The organism is Hymenobacter guriensis (genome assembly GCF_015773195.1).
In the GTDB taxonomy this organism is placed as follows: domain Bacteria; phylum Bacteroidota; class Bacteroidia; order Cytophagales; family Hymenobacteraceae; genus Hymenobacter; species Hymenobacter guriensis.
Genome location: NZ_JADWYK010000010.1, coordinates 51,437 through 65,936, shown reverse-complemented (window position 1 = coordinate 65,936; position 14,500 = coordinate 51,437). Strand labels below are relative to the sequence as shown.

Here is a 14,500-nt window from a genome sequence, read left to right as displayed (position 1 = left end):
CTACAGGCGGGCAAACCACTCCCGGACCACCTGGAACGTGCGGGCCTCGCGGCAAAGGCCGTTGTGGCTGGCCCCGGCCACCACTTCCACCTGTCCGCGGCTGTGTGCCTGCACGGCCCGGCGCTGGGCCGCGGCGGCAAACACCTCGTCCTGCCCGCCCACCAGCACCAGCAGGGGCCCGGTCACGGCCCGCAGGCCGGCGGCGTAGTGCTCGGGGGCCATGCTGGCGTTGGCGCGATACGAATAGTGCCGCAGCGGCGCGGCGGGCGGGACGTTGAGGAAGAGCACGGGCAGGCTATCGTGCTGGTGCAGTTGCACGCTGTTCAGCATTTTCAGCCCAATGATACGCCCGATATGCACGCGCATGAAATCGGGGCCGCTGGCGGTGGCGGGGCCGGCCGGCCGGGGCGCGGCGGCCAAGGCCGGCGAGTCGTGGCCCAGCAGCGGGGCCAGCAGCAGCAGGCCGTCTACCCGGGGGCCGGCCTGCTGCCCGTAACGCAGGGCAATGCCCCCGCCCATGCTGTGCCCGGCCAGCACGAGCTTGCCCTGGGGCTTGTCGCGCCGGAGGGCCGCCACCACGTCGGCTACGTCATCGGCGTACTGCCCGATGTAGTCCACATCGCCGGCCCGGCCGGTCGAGCGGCCATGCCCGCGCAGGTCGAGGGCGTACACTTCGGCACCGGTCGCTTGCTGCAGTCGACCGGCGGCCTCGTGCAGCGCGGCACCACTGGCCCCCACGCCGTGCAGCAACAGGATGGTGTGGGGAGAGCGGCGGCCGTACCGGGCGGTGTGCAAACGCCCCCCGTCGCGGGCCTTGAAGTAGCGGTGCCGCAGTGGGTAGGCGGCTGCCGGTGCCAGGGCGGCGGGGGGCGGCGGGGCGGTAAACGCTGGGGGCGGGGTGTGCACCATGCGGGTGGCGGCGGCCACCAGACTGTCACGGTTGCCGTGGAAGTAAGCCAGGAAATCCTGGGCCTGGGCAGCCGTGCTAAGGCCCAAGCCCAGCAGCAAGGTGGCGACGAATTTGGACGACATCATAAGGGCAGGCAGGTTGGTGTGTTCTGCCTAATTGTTCGCGCTCCCGGTCGCTATATCACACCAGCCCGCAAAAAATGTTTTCCAGCAGGCTGCGGCTTGACACTAGGCCACGACGCGGCACCCGCGGTAGTGCGCAGGGTCATCGCTTCGTCAATACAATGTGCAATACGGCGAGAAACCACGTCTGAGCAACCGCTCAACTAACACAGCGGGCCGCAAAGGGCTTAAAGCAGTTTTAGCCCCCGCTGATGTAAAGAGCCTAAAAATAGCTCGTTGAATTTCCCTACCGTTGTTTTCCGTTCCTACTATTGTGCGACCCCACACCCTGCCAGCCTCCATGCCGGCCTGGGCCAAGCAAATGCCGCCGCTAGTTCCTCAGGCCCGCAGTCTGTACGATTTGGCCCTGGTGCGCCGCCAGCAGCAATTGCTGCGTCAGCTGAGCGCCACGCTGGAGACGCAGGCCGCCCCGGCGTTTCTCATCGACCACCTCGACAGCGTAGCCGACTTGCTGGGCGAGCTGGTGACGCCTTACCTGGAAAAGCTCGATACCCTGGGCGAGGACGCTACCGAAGAAGTCGAGCCGACGTGGCTTCTTGATTTCTCCCCGCTGCCCATTTTCTGGCGTCCCAGTGACCCGGCCGTAGAGGTAAGCAGTGAAACCGTGGAAGCTTTCGACCTGGTGGCCCGGCAGCCCGATGTAGTGATTGCCGTATCTGGGGGCGCGGCAGAAGTGGTATCGACTCGGCCGGGGGTGCAGGTGGAAATTGTCGATTTCGATGACCTGGGCCAGGAGCAAGGACAGGCCCGGGTACAGGAGCTACTGGGCGGAATATTAGACCCAACCGATTGGATACCGGAATACCCGCAGGAGGAAGTAGTCCAAGCAGAAGACTAGCTATGGCGCAAGTAGCAGGCAGCAGGCTACATATACCAACAAACAGTAAACCAACACGTTCAGTATGCCATCTAGTGTAAAAAACCAGAAGCTAAACCCGGCTACCACCCAGCAGCCAACGGCTACGGGTCTGAGCCAGAACGCGCTCATCATTGCGTCCGGGCAGTACATCACTGCCGAGGATGTAGCTCACCAGTTCAAGGCTGGCCCGCGCAAAGCCAAGGCCCTATTCAAGGAAATGCAGCATCTGTATGGGCTGAAGCCCACGTTCTTTCACCTGGCATTATTCAGCGGTACCAACGAACTCGAAGCAATGATGAAGGACCTCATGCAGGCCCGTAAGCAACGCAACCCCAACGCCTAAAGCCGGCCAGTTTCCTTATTTCTCAAATATGGATAGCAACCAACCAGTACAGCAGCCTTTGCCGTTTCGCTTTCGTGGCTTCACATTTGAGCCGCTGCGCCAGCTCACGGCGTGGGAAGAAAGCCAGGCGTTTCGCATCATGAACAGCCAGGTGCGCATGCACAACCCGGTGCTGCACGATGCCGCCGCAGGGTGGGACTACGAGAAGTTCTACCACGCCGCCCGAAAAGCCGGCGCCGGCGCCATTGACCTGTTTCGGGTAAAGACCCGGCCGGGCCGGGCTTTTCTGCCTGGTACGAATCACCTTTTTTATATCGACGAGTCCTAGCGCGGGCTTTCCCAGGCGGGTTGGTCCCGCCTGGGAGATAGGTAGGCTGCCATTACCTTTGCTCAGAATCCAAACGCCCGGGATGGGCCGTTACCTCCGTCACTACTCCTTATAATAAGGTGTCTAATCTTTCCATGACTGTAGCTCGATTTGCGGGTTGCCTGAGCGCCGCCTTTTGCTCCCTGCTGCCCCTGGCAAGCCAGGCGCAAGGTTACGCCGAAGGCCTGGGCCTGAGTTATGAAGTGTTGCCACTTCAGCTGGCCGGCGATGCCCCTCGCTCCTTCCGTGCCGACGTGTACCGGGCCAACCTGATACTGCCGGTGCTGGCGTCGGCCGACAGCAGCCGGAGTATGTTGGTCGGCCTGAGTCTGGAGCACCTGCGCTTCAGCGGGGAACGCCCTGGCTTCCCCGTGGCCAGCGTAACCGGCCTGTTGCCCTTGGTTGGCTACCGGTACCGCGTGTCGCCGCAGCTGGAGCTGACGGCCCTGGCGCTGCCGGCGCTGAACTCGGACCTGCGCCACGTGCGCGCGGCCGACCTTACCTGGGGCGGCGTGGTGCGGGCCGGCTACCGCCGCAATGCCCGCCGAGCGTACCGCCTTACCCTGGGATACCGGCAGCAATTCTATGGCCCCCAGTATGTGGTGCTGCTCGGTCTGGACTGGCAACTCGGCCGGCGCTGGCGGGCCTTTGGCGACTTGCCCACGACCTTTACCCTGAGCTACGCGGCTTCGCCGCGGGTAGCCGTCGGCTTCAACCTCAACGGCATCAACACGGCCTACCGCCTGCAGGCGAGCAACCGCTATTTCCAGTACCAGCAAGGGCACTACGGCCTGTTCGCGGAAACCTACCTCAGCTCGCACTGGGCGCTGCGGGCCACGGCGGCCTACGCCGTGACCCGCCGCCTCGATGTATTCGAGCAGAACGACCAGTGGCCCGCGACCATCGACTACATCGGCCTGGGTCAGGAGCCCACGCCGGTGAACCCTCACATCAATAATGGCCCGGCATTCAAGCTCGCGCTAAGCTACCGCGTGGCTACGCCTTAACCCACTTGCATACTATGTCTGAACATAAAGGCCAGTTTGTTTATGCTGGTACTTCCCTGGCTGAGCTGGTGCAGGCACATTATCGGCTGCTTCGTGACTTTGATTTGGATAGTGAAGTATTAGACCCAAATAGTGAATGCTATTGCAGAGACCTTTATTGGGGGATTTGGTATCTGAGCTTCCGTGACCGTGCAATCGGGGACTGTTATCGGGTAAGCAAAAAGGAAAACGCCACTACCCTGGACAGAATGCTGCACGCCTATCCGTCCCTTCACCAGTACCGCACCAGTGAACCCACAGCGGTAGCACCTTTGGACGTGGAGCGCCTGCTGGCTGCCTCAACGGATTGGGTGGAATCTACGTTGGCGCAAATCCAGCCGGCAACAGCGCTCGGTGAGCAACGGGCTGCCCAGTACCGGCAGCAAGTAAACGACTGCCGCAACCTGGTTGCTCGGGTCGGCCGAAACTGGTTTGTGCGGCTTGTCTAACGTGGACTCTTCCCAACGGGAGGATTTTACGTTAAGTACCCTTGCGCGGAGGGGCCTAGGTAGCCAAGACCGAGATGGTTCAGTGAGTTCTCTAATAAATTGTACTTATATAGGTAATTACTGCACTATAAATATTAATTGTGTTTAATTGGTAAAAGTAGTTTTTTCCGGTCATTAGTTATGATAACGTTTACTTATCGTAACCAATTGTCTACCTTGCCGGCCTAATCATTCGTTCGTTTCGTATCGCTCCATTTACCCTGACCGAATACTATGTCTGATTACGACGAGGGCTACGAAGCCGGCCGCAATGCGCCGAACATCCGCCAATCCATCCAGAACGGTCAGGCAATCGGCAAGGGCCTGGCCACCGTGCTGGGTTTGGGCTTGCGCCTGCTGGTCGAGGTGCTGGTCCTGGCGCCCTTCCTGGTGCTGGGGCTGGTCCTGGCCATGGAGCTGGAATTTCTCGGGCCCGGCTTCGGCTTCGCTCGGCTGCTCTGCATCGGGGTGCTGGCCTACAGCTTCTACGCGCTGCTCTACCTGGTCAAGGGCGTGGCCATCGGCCTGCGCCAGCGCGGTAGCCGGCTGTGGCTGCTGCCGTTCACCATCTGCCTGCTGGTGGCCTGCCTCGTGCCGGCCTGGCTGCTGCATTTGTTCGTGGTGCATACTGCCCACGTGACGCACCTGGTACTGGTCTGGGTGGTGCCGGCCCTGTTTGCGCTCTACACCTATTCGCGTTATCGTTTAACGGAAGACGTTGCGCCGAATACGGTGCTGTGGGCGTACCGCCGCGGCTATCAATGGGCAACAACGTAGCGGTACGCGCGCTGCTTGTTGTCGGCGCTGTTGCACTTTCACCCTAGCGTACACGAAACCGCCTGGTTCGCCGTTAGCCCGCCTTGCTGTCGTACGAGCGTACCTAGTGGCATCTAAGGAGCGCCAGGCTCCACCTCAATGATGAGTCAGCCCATCTACTTTACCTTATTGCTGGCCGATGACGCCCCGGCCGAGCAACGGCCCCTGGTCGAAGCCTATTGGTCCCTGGACAACGGGGCGTTCGTGCACAAAGTCGGCGAGCTGGCAGCGGCTCATGGCATGACCCTCCATGAACTGCAGAAAGTGAGCCGGCAGTATGCCCACGTACGCGTATTTCTGGGCAACTGCCTGGGCTGCGGGGACGACCTGGTGCAGGCCATGCACTCCCGCCACCAGCTGCAACAGGCCCTGCAGGAGTTCGCCCCCCGGCGCTGCGCCGAGTGTCAGGCCCGCTGGGAACGACGGCAGGAATTTGAGCGCCGGCTGGCCGCCGGTCACGTGGGCAATCCGCTGGGGGAAAATGCCCAGGCCCTGCGGCGGTGGGAGCAGCTGCCGGAGCCCGAGCTGGCCCTGCTCCGGACGATCGTTCAGCTGAAAACCAAGCGGGCCATCTTTGCGCACCTGCAGCCGCAGCTGCAACAGAACCCGCAACAGGTATGGTCCCTGATCAATAGTCTGGAGGCGCGTCACCTGGTGACCACGGAACGAGCCTATGACCGAACCATTACTGGATTTCGGTATGCGCCGGAGTTGGAATCGCTTTGGACACCGGACCCCGCCCTCAAGCCCGACCCGCGGACCGGGCAACAGCTGCGCCTGGAAATAGTGCCGGTGCCCAGCAAGCATGCGCACTACCTGCCGGACTTCGCCGGCGCGTTTGTTGTCGCGGCGCCGGTGCACCTGGTCCCGGGCACCCGCTACGCCTACACTGGCTGGCTAAATACGCGCAAGAAGACGATTACCCTGGAACTAGGCCCGCTGGCTGAGATGGAATATTACCCCGGCCCGGACTTTACCCGGGCCGAACCCGAACTGCTGGCCAACCTCCTGGAGCGCTTCACGGACGAGCTTCCCCAGTCTGATCCCTCCCTAGCATGAGTACGCAATTCCCCCAGCCAGCCGCCGCGCACCAGGTCGGCCCGGCGCGCAGCGTCAACGAATTCACCCAGGAAGCGGCTGACTACCTGATCCGCAGCCAGCAAGGGGCCGTGAACACCCAGCGGGCCTACGCCGGCGACTGGCAGCGGTTCACAACCTGGTGCCGGGCCTACGATCGAATAAGCCTGCCGGCGGAGCCGGCTACCGTGGGGGCCTTCCTGGTGCACCTGGCTCGCGAGAAAAAAGTGTCCACGGTGCAGCGACACCTGGCCGCCATCAGCAAGGCCCACAGGCTGGCTAAGCTGCCGAACCCGGCGGCCGACGAGACGGTGAAGGACCTGCTCAAAGGCATTGCCCTGGAAAAGAAAGTGCGCCCCAAGCAGGCCCAGGCCTTTACCCTGGCGCATTTCAAGCGGGTGGTGCAGGCCATTCCCCAGGAGCGGCCCGACGGCGTGCGCGACCGGGCGCTGCTGCTGCTGGGCTTTGCTGGTGCCTTCCGCCGGGACGAGCTGGTGAAGCTGCTGGTAGAGGATCTGACCTTCGACGACGACGGGCTGCTGATCACGCTGCGCGAGAGCAAAACCAACCAGCAGGGCCAGGCCGAGGAAAAGGCCGTGGTGTACTCCTCGGACCGGCGGACCTGCCCCGTGCGCGCCCTGAAAGACTGGCTGCAGGTGCTGGAAACCAACGGGCGCCACAGCGGCCCGGTGTTCCTGTCCTTTAACAAAGGTCAGCGGTTGGGCCGCAAGCGCCTGAGCGGCGTCTGGATCAATGAGCTGGTCCAGCGCTACCTGGGCGCGGCGTATTCCGCTCACTCCCTGCGGGCGTCCTTTGTGACCATTGCCAAGCTGGGGGGGGCGGACGACTCCAAAATCATGAACCAGACCAAGCACAAGACCACGGGCATGATCCGGCGCTATACCCGCATCGATAATGTGCGCCAGCACAACGCTGTCAACGATTTAGGCCTGTGAGCAATTACCTGCACGCCTAATCAATCAGTTGCTTAGTAGCCAAAATTCGAGAACCATGTCTCTGAACAGAGTTGACTATTTAACCATCGAAAAAGTTGATACGCTAGGTGAGTATACAGCTCACTATGGCAGTAGGCGGTTTTACGATGTGATGCTTAAACCAGTGCTCAAAGTGAAGAGCGTAGAGGGCAAAAATGAGGGCTTCTTGCTGCTGCCTGGCTATTTGGATAAGGATATTTTTTACCCCTGTCCACTGCGCATCATGTATATGAAGCTGTACCAGATTACCCAGCAGCAAAGTGGAGAAGGTTACACCCGCAGAACAAGCGTAGAAGCTCAGATAGAAGTATATGACCAGAGCCTAGCTAATCATATAAGCCATCGGCTAGTGCTGACTAACACTGGCTCTACCGGATTAGATTACATGCAGTTCAATCGCATTTTCAATCTAATTAACCTGTATGTAGATGCTGGTAACCCCTTGGAGCAACTGAACCTGGATGCTTTTACCCAATATGAACCGCGTGAGGATGATCGATCTACGCTGTTAAGAGCGATCAATTCGTTACAGTTCGAGTTCTTTGAAAACAGTCGGAATGTGGTGGGGAAGGATAATTTCTTTTGGGAGGAAGCTGAGGTACGGGCAGTAACGAATGACCCGTATTTGCAAAAGATCATCTTGGACGGCTTACGGAAGAATTGTGAATCCCTGTATGTCAAAGACGATCATCTACTGCTGACATTTGCCCACGATAGGGCTTATTCCCCCTCCTTCTCCAGGAGAAAAATGGAAAGCAGACCAGGGGGAGACAGCAGCATTAAGGATAATGTCAAATTCGAGCTAGCCAAGATGTATGATAGCCGTACGCACTTACTCAGTAAGTTGAAAAAGCGGGCTGCCACCACGTAACTTGTTACTTCGCTCGCACCCCAGATATGCTGAGGCAAAATGCTCATCTGCATTTTGCCCCATAATTACGCCTATATTCAATCGGTGCTACGCACCGAAGATTGGGCGGCGTGTGAAGCTGAAAAGGCACTCCACGCACGGAGCCAGCCTAGCGAAGGGCTTTACTGAAAATTGTAGTACATGATGGAAAACACTTCCCATACCGGCCGGGGGCCAATGTTTTTTCAATTAGAGGAGGATAGGTACACGGCCCAAGGCAAGGGGCATGGGGTGCCATCCGGCCTAGCTGCGCTGGACCGCGTAACAAGGGGCTGGCAGCCGGGTACGTTGACGGTTGTTGCAGCAGCTCCTTCCATGGGCTGCACATCCTTTTTAGTAAGCTGCATGAATGAGGCAGCAGTGTATTTTGGCGAGCAAGTCGCCCTCTTCTCCTTGCAACATTCCAAGGAGCAGATTATCCGCAAGTGCTTATGTGCACTCGGAGAGGTGGCGTATGAAAAGCTGCTGAGCGGTTTGCCCGACTACACCTTTGCTGAGCTGGCAAACAAGGTGCAACAGTGGGACCGCATAGCAGCTGATAAGCTCTACATCCTAGACGAACCGGCCCCCTCCTTAAACCAGATTCGCGCCCAGGCGCGGCAGCTCTGTGGGCGAGGAGTGTCCTTGATTCTGATTGACAATCTGCACCGGTTGAAGGTGCCCGCAAAGGTTCGGGCGTTCTGCAGCAACCGCGAGCAAGAAATCAGCTATTTGGTGCGCGGGCTCAAAACGCTGGCCCGGGAGTTGAAAGTGCCTATCGTTGTGGTGAGCCACCTGAACCGATTATTGCGCGACCGGCCTGCACCTTCACGTCCTCAGTTAGGAGATTTACGGGACTCAGGTAGCATCGAGTACGAAGCGGACCTGATTCTATTTCTGCACCGCAATGAATATTACGGGGAGAGTGAAGATGAAATGGGCAATCCCACGAGAGAGGTAGCGGAAATCATCGTGGCTAAAAATGCCTTTGGTTCCCGGGAAATAGTGCAGGTGCAATTCAAGGCCGAGTTCGGACGATTTTCAGATACAGGATCGAGTCGGCTAGAATACCCTTCAATGGGGTCTTTCGGTGGGCAAGAGGACCCAAAGCCGCCATTCGATGACGTTCCTACGTCCCCTCACACAATCAAGCTTCCACCACGGGGTAACTAACGCTGACGGCAGGTGCTCTCCAATGATTTAAGTTTGTAGCTTCGTTGCACCCAGGTTCATTATTATAAAGGGCTGATAAACTGGATATGGTAGTGTTGTATTGTATTATAACGTTCGTTCCGTGAACTATAACATTTGATCCGTTAAAGCAGATCCTACTATTTCGCTAATAGTTTCTCTAGTACTGTTACCTTGCTTGCAATGGGAGTTGCATAACTCTACTGGATAAGTATTTAAATAGGAAGTGCGCGCTACCTTGCGGGCCAAACTAGCACCGGAATTTGCCGCCGTACAGTACGGCAACTGAATTGCAGTCTTTTAGGGTACACATATGAATGATGAAACCCTGGCCCGGCTGATCTACCGGGCAAATGGGGCCTATGGACAGGAAGTGCTAGTGGAGCGCCCCTTGACGGAAACAATTTCCTGGGGCCGCATCTGGCTGCAGGCGCCCCAACCTGATGAGAGCGATTTATTGACGCCGAACTATTACGCCTACCTGATCCGCGACCAGGCCCAGCGCTGCGTCGGCCTGGTCATCGACCACGGGGAAAAAGATCTGCACGTATACGTGCCGCCCCACCGGCGCGGCCGCGGACTAATGAGCCAAGCCCTGCGCGAAGTGATTCTGCCACACCTGCTGGGCCGGGGCGACCGCACCGAGCAGCTTATCACCATCAGCCGCAACTACGGGCAAGCTACCTTCGAAGCGGCCGCCCGGGCCGCCCGCGCCGCCGGCTTCGAGCCGTTGGAGCTGGGTGAGCAGGCAGAGGAGAACACACTGACCCTGCGCTACCGACCGGCGGAGGCAGATGCCTTGCCCTGGATCGAGGGCCGCAATACGTTGCCGACCATGGAGCGAGTGGGTCAGCTGCGCCGGCAGCTAGCATATCTGGCGAGTCGCCTACAGTTGATTGGTGCGGAAGTCGAACTGCAACTGGGTGACGAGGTGCTGACCGACGACATAGCCAATCTAACGCGAGAAGTACAAGACCTTGGGGAACGAATAGAAACAGCTACCTGGGCCGTTGCCCGTAACCAAGGCCATAGACTATAGGTTGGGGGGTTGGTTTCGCCTGCCAAGGTTGCTGTGGCTGGCTCAGCTGTAGTAATGGGCGAATGATGGGTGGCCCTCACTTTTTGTTTACCCAAACACCTTAGTGCAAATGGCTAACACGTAGCAGAGGACTACCTTTACTATCAGGTCACTTATCCGGCTTTTACCCGCTGGATCGATCTATAGACCTCAGTGCATAAGCCGACCTGAACTGTTTCCCGATGTCGTTAACTACACCTGGTATCGCCTCTACCGACCTGATTAACATCTACTTCGATGCGCATATGCCGGCTGATTTGCTGCGCCGTTACAACATATATCACTGTCAAGCTATCGGCGACCAGGTCTTACTGGCTGAAGCAACGCCGAGTGGACCAAGGATATTCTTGGCGGATCACTTAACCGGCCTCTATTTACTTGACACGGCAACACTCCTCCAAGGCTCCTCTCTACCCGACTCAACTTCAGCTTCTTTAGAGCTGATTAACTTAAATATACTGCCAACGGGCCTAGATACGCTAAAAGCGAATCCGTTGCTTGCTGAGCGTGTATTCCTGGTCGATGACTACAATCAAGAGGTAGTTAACCCAGACTCGCTGAGGCAGCAGGCGTTCCGTCAGGCGGAAAAAGCTGGGGCCTCTCGCAGCCTTACCGGCTTTTTCGGTTTTTTGGTTGAAGAATGTCTTGGTGGCCAGTTAGAAGTAACGCTCACCGATTTAGGCGTCAGCTTCTCAACCGAAGTGGGCAAGGATAAGCCTATCCTTGTGCGGCGCTCGTTGAAGCAAGCTTCACAATTGAATCTGCTCCGGGTTGTGACAATGGCCCCCGGCAAGGCTACTGTACAGTTCAATCGTCGCTACATCACTGGCGTTGATCATTCCATTGCTCCAGCGTTCTTTTCTCTGTTCTTTTACTAGAAGCATTAAGCATAATGAAACAGACCTTCCAAGTTGTATTTACCGTTGAGGTGACCGTGGATGACATCACAGAACAGATTGCAAGGGATCATTGGAGTACGCAAGAAGGAAAGCTGCTGCAGAACTCAGAAACCAGAGCTGTAGTAACGATGCAACAGCAGCTGCTAGCAGCTCTCAAAAACAATCCAACCCTGCTGCTGGAATACTTCAAAGTTGAAAGCCTGCTTGCCGTCACAGAGGCAGCTTACGAGGATATGTGTGACTTCACGGGCACCGATCCTGAGACTCAGGTACTGTTGAATCAAGCAGCCGCGAGCATACCAGCCGACAGCCAACAGCTTTTTCAACGAGTGCGAGACGAGGATTGGACGGAAGTGGGCTATAGTTTACTGGAAGAGAGCTTTGGCAGCGAAGTAGTTGCTGTGTCGATCAAACCTGTTTAACAAGCTGCTTCCATGTGCCTGAAGAAAATGTGCCGTTAAGTCTGTGGGATAGGAGCAATAGATTCCTGGAAGCTATAGGACCTAGTTTAGCGGCTACTTCGCATGCGGTATCTGTAGTAAAGATAGAAGTACGGCAGGCCGACTTATATCGTCTCCGCTTTCGGCAAGCGAACATACCCATGTTTCTGATAGGGCTTAATCCATACCAGTTTCAACTTGGCATTGCCTGTTCCGTACCGTTGCAGCCGAAAGTGACCAGAAACGCTAAAGCCTTCCGTACGGACAATGTACTTGTTCCAAGTACTATCAACGATCGTTATAGGGTAAGGCGTAGCGTTATAATGGCCCTGCTTCCGGGTACCTTGTTTCTTACCGGCCGCAACATGCAGGAGTTCCGGCTCCGTTAGTTTGTAGAAGATCAGGCATTGGATTGCGCCTCGTAAGGCATGAGTAAAGTTTTTATTGCCTCCGCCTAGATAGGCTACGGCCGATTCACATTGGATGCCGGTGTTATACTCGTGTCGAGTAATATCGATAACGATCAGGAAGTCATTATTCCAGGTACACTTAATTACCCGATTTTTGCCCAGCAGAAAATTAAAGAAGAGAATTTCCTTTGCTGGGAGAACGCGTAGGATCTCCAGATCAAAGGCCTCCTCTACTTTAATATTCCGGATGACCTCCTGGGCCGACTCGGTGAACAGCAGGTTCTCAATCGTCGGACTCACCAAGGAATGCCAGATGCCTTTAATAAGCACTTGTTTTGCCGCTGGATCATCATCTCCGAGTGCCTCCAGCAAAGGTTTGCTCACGAATGTTTCCAGTTCTCTGAGCGTCGAAACACGGGACGGGTGTTTTAACTCCAGTCCCAAGTAGTGTTGTTCTACTATGTGCATGCAATAGCTTTTGCGAACGTGCCGGGAAAGGGTTCTAAGGTGGCCGGCCCTCACGCGAACCCTAAGGTACTGAACGCGGTGGCTGTATGCTGCCCTTACGAATACAGTAGACCCTGAGATACCCGAAAATTCGCTGCCATTAAGCAACGAGTAATTGCTATGCAACAGCTACATTCGAACCAGACCCGCTACGATGCCTACGACTGCTTCTTATCTGCACAAACGGCGGTTTGTCTTTGCTATGGACGAGCAGGGGCAGGTCGTGCACGTTGCCCAGGCGCGGAAGGTCCGCGGAGTGCAGTACTTCTGCCGGGGCTGCCGCCGGCCCCTATCCTTCTGTAAGGGGCCCAAGCGTACGCCTTATTTCCGCCACCAGGCCCGTATCTGGGCGCCCGGTGAGCACTGCGATTACCAGGACGAATCGCATGCTCACAAGCAGGCCAAGCGGCTGCTGCAGGAGCGGCGCTGGGTGATGACCCCAGCGGTACACCCCCATCCGGCACCCGGCTACGAGGGCCGGCTACCAACCTTGCGCCCGCCGCAGCGCTTCGAGGCCGACCAGGTGCTGGCGGAGCGCTCCTTTTTTGCTGCCCCCGACGGCCGCATCTTTTACCTGGCGCAGGACCAGCTCCATACACCGGCCAACGGCCGCGAGTTAATTTGCCGGCCGGATATCGTCTTTGCCAATGCCCAAGGGCAGGCCTTGTTGCTGGTAGAGATACACGTTACCCACGCCGTAGACTACCAAAAGCTGGTCGGACTGCAGCGCATGCAGCTCAATACCCTGGAAATAACCATCCCTATCGCTGCCTCGGACCGGGAGATCGAGCGGCTGCTGGATGGCGTGAGCAACCGGAAATGGCTTTACCATCATGAGCGAGAACACCATCCCCCCTTTGGAGCTGATGCATCCCCAGCAGCGGGCGTGGCTCCAGGCCCTCTACACGCGCTACCAGCACCAGGCAGTGAGTCCTACGAGTGCCAGCTCTTCGAGCTTAGAGAAGGCATTAGAGCACTTCAACGCTTTATGGCAGAGCCTGGCGTGTGCGCCTGTCTGGCTGAACTCGACCGAGTCCGCGCAGCGCAGGAGCGAGCGGACAGCGCAGCGGAAGCAGAAGCTGACCGAGCGGATGCAGCAGCTGAGGCAGACGAGGAGCGCGCGGATCAGGCAGCGTATCGAGAGCAAGCAGCGCGCGCTATTGACCCACTTGAACAGGAGCAAAGCCGACTTGACCGAGAGCAAGCAGCGCTTCGAGGAAAGCAGCAAGACGTTAGCGCAGCTACAGGGCGAACACGCGGACTTATTGCAACAGCAACAGGGGAGCTTTCAGCAGGCGGTGGAGCAGCAAGTACTGAAGCTCGGCGCCGAACTGACCCAGCTCGCCGACTCCTTGCGGATGCTTTGGGAGAAGAACGAGAACGAAGCCGCCTGCTTGGCCGAAGACGAACAGAGCTGGACCAACGACGAGAACGGTTTCATCGCATCCGAGCAACTAACCACCGACTGGCAGACGAGGAGCAGCTTGCTGGAGCAGAAGAAAAAATACTTGCACAGCTGGAAAAGCAGCTTGCAGCAGAAGAAATCCTCGTTGCACAACAGGAAGTTACGAGCCAGCTGCTCCAAGCCGAGCAAGCCATCCACGTTCAGCAACTGGACGCCAGCCAGCAACGAGCAGAGAGCGTATTGGCTGCGGAAATCGAAGCCTTTGCGGGAGCTGTTGCGCAACTATGTGCAGCTGAGCGTACGTTGTCAGAACTTAAAAGCCGAGCTGTTCAGCGGCGGTTTTCTTAGTGAAGATCCGGTGCCTGACCTGCCGGCCCGCTGGGTAGATGCTCCTGCGGGCTGGTAGCCGTGCCTACCGGTCTACTTCCCTCCTTCCCCTCTATGGTGACTACCAAACCCTATTCTGCCTACTACCCTAACCGGAATGCCGGTCAGCATCACTTCGCGCGGCATAGCAAGCACCGAGAAGCCTTTCACGCCTATTGTTTCGGCCCGAAAAAAGCGTATTATATCGATGAAGCCAATTTCGGCACTACCT

At 57.5% G+C, this 14,500-nt stretch carries 17 protein-coding genes and 1 pseudogene; 15 read left to right on the top strand and 3 right to left on the bottom strand.

Annotation, left to right across the window (positions count from 1 at the left end):
- A complete protein-coding gene (locus I5L79_RS15815; protein ID WP_196956040.1) occupies positions 1-1,035 on the bottom strand; it encodes an alpha/beta hydrolase in 1,035 nt (344 codons plus the stop codon).
- Positions 1,036-1,345: 310 nt separating this feature from the next.
- Here I5L79_RS15815 and I5L79_RS15810 point away from each other — a divergent pair, with 310 nt between their 5' ends.
- From I5L79_RS15810 to I5L79_RS15750, 13 genes are all read left to right on the top strand, one after another.
- Positions 1,346-1,930 carry a hypothetical protein gene (locus I5L79_RS15810; protein ID WP_196956039.1) on the top strand — a complete coding sequence of 195 codons (585 nt, stop codon included), beginning with the start codon at positions 1,346-1,348 and terminating at the stop codon, positions 1,928-1,930.
- A gap of 64 nt (positions 1,931-1,994) precedes the next feature.
- Positions 1,995-2,294, top strand: coding sequence for a hypothetical protein (locus I5L79_RS15805; protein WP_196956038.1), 300 nt, complete (start codon positions 1,995-1,997; stop codon positions 2,292-2,294).
- Positions 2,295-2,322: 28 nt separating this feature from the next.
- A complete protein-coding gene (locus I5L79_RS15800; protein WP_196956037.1) occupies positions 2,323-2,622 on the top strand; it encodes a hypothetical protein in 300 nt (99 codons plus the stop codon).
- 134 nt (positions 2,623-2,756) lie between these two features.
- Entirely contained in the window at positions 2,757-3,668 is a 912-nt protein-coding gene (locus I5L79_RS15795; RefSeq protein WP_196956036.1) for a hypothetical protein, read from the top strand.
- A gap of 14 nt (positions 3,669-3,682) precedes the next feature.
- The gene (locus I5L79_RS15790; RefSeq protein WP_196956035.1) at positions 3,683-4,156 is read left to right on the top strand and encodes a hypothetical protein; all 474 of its coding nucleotides are present in this window, start codon (positions 3,683-3,685) and stop codon (positions 4,154-4,156) included.
- Between the two features lie 273 nt (positions 4,157-4,429).
- Complete coding sequence (locus I5L79_RS15785) at positions 4,430-4,972, top strand: hypothetical protein (RefSeq protein ID WP_196956034.1); 543 nt, start codon at positions 4,430-4,432, stop codon at positions 4,970-4,972.
- A 138-nt stretch (positions 4,973-5,110) separates the two neighbouring features.
- On the top strand, positions 5,111-6,070 hold the full coding sequence (locus I5L79_RS15780) for a hypothetical protein (protein ID WP_196956033.1): 960 nt from the start codon (positions 5,111-5,113) through the stop codon (positions 6,068-6,070).
- Positions 6,067-7,044, top strand: coding sequence for a site-specific integrase (locus I5L79_RS15775; RefSeq protein ID WP_196956032.1), 978 nt, complete (start codon positions 6,067-6,069; stop codon positions 7,042-7,044). The genes I5L79_RS15780 and I5L79_RS15775 overlap by 4 nt, the downstream gene beginning before the upstream one ends.
- Positions 7,045-7,099: 55 nt before the next feature.
- Positions 7,100-7,954, top strand: coding sequence for a hypothetical protein (locus I5L79_RS15770; protein WP_196956031.1), 855 nt, complete (start codon positions 7,100-7,102; stop codon positions 7,952-7,954).
- A 180-nt stretch (positions 7,955-8,134) separates the two neighbouring features.
- On the top strand, positions 8,135-9,145 hold the full coding sequence (locus I5L79_RS15765; RefSeq protein WP_196956030.1) for a DnaB-like helicase C-terminal domain-containing protein: 1,011 nt from the start codon (positions 8,135-8,137) through the stop codon (positions 9,143-9,145).
- 331 nt (positions 9,146-9,476) lie between these two features.
- A complete protein-coding gene (locus I5L79_RS15760) occupies positions 9,477-10,202 on the top strand; it encodes a GNAT family N-acetyltransferase (RefSeq protein ID WP_196956029.1) in 726 nt (241 codons plus the stop codon).
- Positions 10,203-10,423: 221 nt separating this feature from the next.
- The gene (locus I5L79_RS15755) at positions 10,424-11,119 is read left to right on the top strand and encodes a hypothetical protein (RefSeq protein ID WP_196956028.1); all 696 of its coding nucleotides are present in this window, start codon (positions 10,424-10,426) and stop codon (positions 11,117-11,119) included.
- A 14-nt stretch (positions 11,120-11,133) separates the two neighbouring features.
- A complete protein-coding gene (locus tag I5L79_RS15750; protein WP_196956027.1) occupies positions 11,134-11,562 on the top strand; it encodes a hypothetical protein in 429 nt (142 codons plus the stop codon).
- 143 nt (positions 11,563-11,705) lie between these two features.
- Here I5L79_RS15750 and I5L79_RS15745 read toward each other — a convergent pair whose 3' ends face one another.
- The gene (locus I5L79_RS15745) at positions 11,706-12,458 is read right to left on the bottom strand and encodes a hypothetical protein (protein WP_196956026.1); all 753 of its coding nucleotides are present in this window, start codon (positions 12,456-12,458) and stop codon (positions 11,706-11,708) included.
- A gap of 193 nt (positions 12,459-12,651) precedes the next feature.
- On the opposite strand from I5L79_RS15745, the pseudogene I5L79_RS23885 reads away from it, so the two are divergent.
- A pseudogene (locus I5L79_RS23885) lies at positions 12,652-12,894 on the top strand (DUF7828 domain-containing protein); the annotation flags it as partial.
- Positions 12,895-13,113: 219 nt separating this feature from the next.
- On the opposite strand, the gene I5L79_RS15740 reads toward I5L79_RS23885, so the two are convergent.
- Positions 13,114-13,347 carry a hypothetical protein gene (locus I5L79_RS15740; RefSeq protein ID WP_196956025.1) on the bottom strand — a complete coding sequence of 78 codons (234 nt, stop codon included), beginning with the start codon at positions 13,345-13,347 and terminating at the stop codon, positions 13,114-13,116.
- On the opposite strand from I5L79_RS15740, the gene I5L79_RS15735 reads away from it, so the two are divergent.
- Positions 13,331-14,308 (top strand): hypothetical protein, encoded by a 978-nt coding sequence (locus I5L79_RS15735; RefSeq protein ID WP_196956024.1) that lies wholly within the window; start codon positions 13,331-13,333, stop codon positions 14,306-14,308. The two genes, I5L79_RS15740 and I5L79_RS15735, sit on opposite strands and share 17 nt — an antisense overlap.
- Positions 14,309-14,500: the final 192 nt, after the last annotated feature.

Coding starts and splice junctions, on each gene's coding strand:
- I5L79_RS15815 (WP_196956040.1), bottom strand. CDS start 1,035: ATGATGTCGTCCAAATTCGTCGCCACCTTGCTGCTGGGCTTGGGCCTT.
- I5L79_RS15805 (WP_196956038.1), top strand. CDS start 1,995: ATGCCATCTAGTGTAAAAAACCAGAAGCTAAACCCGGCTACCACCCAG.
- I5L79_RS15800 (WP_196956037.1), top strand. CDS start 2,323: ATGGATAGCAACCAACCAGTACAGCAGCCTTTGCCGTTTCGCTTTCGT.
- I5L79_RS15795 (WP_196956036.1), top strand. CDS start 2,757: ATGACTGTAGCTCGATTTGCGGGTTGCCTGAGCGCCGCCTTTTGCTCC.
- I5L79_RS15790 (WP_196956035.1), top strand. CDS start 3,683: ATGTCTGAACATAAAGGCCAGTTTGTTTATGCTGGTACTTCCCTGGCT.
- I5L79_RS15785 (WP_196956034.1), top strand. CDS start 4,430: ATGTCTGATTACGACGAGGGCTACGAAGCCGGCCGCAATGCGCCGAAC.
- I5L79_RS15780 (WP_196956033.1), top strand. CDS start 5,111: ATGATGAGTCAGCCCATCTACTTTACCTTATTGCTGGCCGATGACGCC.
- I5L79_RS15775 (WP_196956032.1), top strand. CDS start 6,067: ATGAGTACGCAATTCCCCCAGCCAGCCGCCGCGCACCAGGTCGGCCCG.
- I5L79_RS15770 (WP_196956031.1), top strand. CDS start 7,100: ATGTCTCTGAACAGAGTTGACTATTTAACCATCGAAAAAGTTGATACG.
- I5L79_RS15765 (WP_196956030.1), top strand. CDS start 8,135: ATGATGGAAAACACTTCCCATACCGGCCGGGGGCCAATGTTTTTTCAA.
- I5L79_RS15760 (WP_196956029.1), top strand. CDS start 9,477: ATGAATGATGAAACCCTGGCCCGGCTGATCTACCGGGCAAATGGGGCC.
- I5L79_RS15755 (WP_196956028.1), top strand. CDS start 10,424: ATGTCGTTAACTACACCTGGTATCGCCTCTACCGACCTGATTAACATC.
- I5L79_RS15750 (WP_196956027.1), top strand. CDS start 11,134: ATGAAACAGACCTTCCAAGTTGTATTTACCGTTGAGGTGACCGTGGAT.
- I5L79_RS15745 (WP_196956026.1), bottom strand. CDS start 12,458: ATGCACATAGTAGAACAACACTACTTGGGACTGGAGTTAAAACACCCG.
- I5L79_RS15735 (WP_196956024.1), top strand. CDS start 13,331: ATGAGCGAGAACACCATCCCCCCTTTGGAGCTGATGCATCCCCAGCAG.
- I5L79_RS15740 (WP_196956025.1), bottom strand. CDS start 13,347: ATGGTGTTCTCGCTCATGATGGTAAAGCCATTTCCGGTTGCTCACGCC.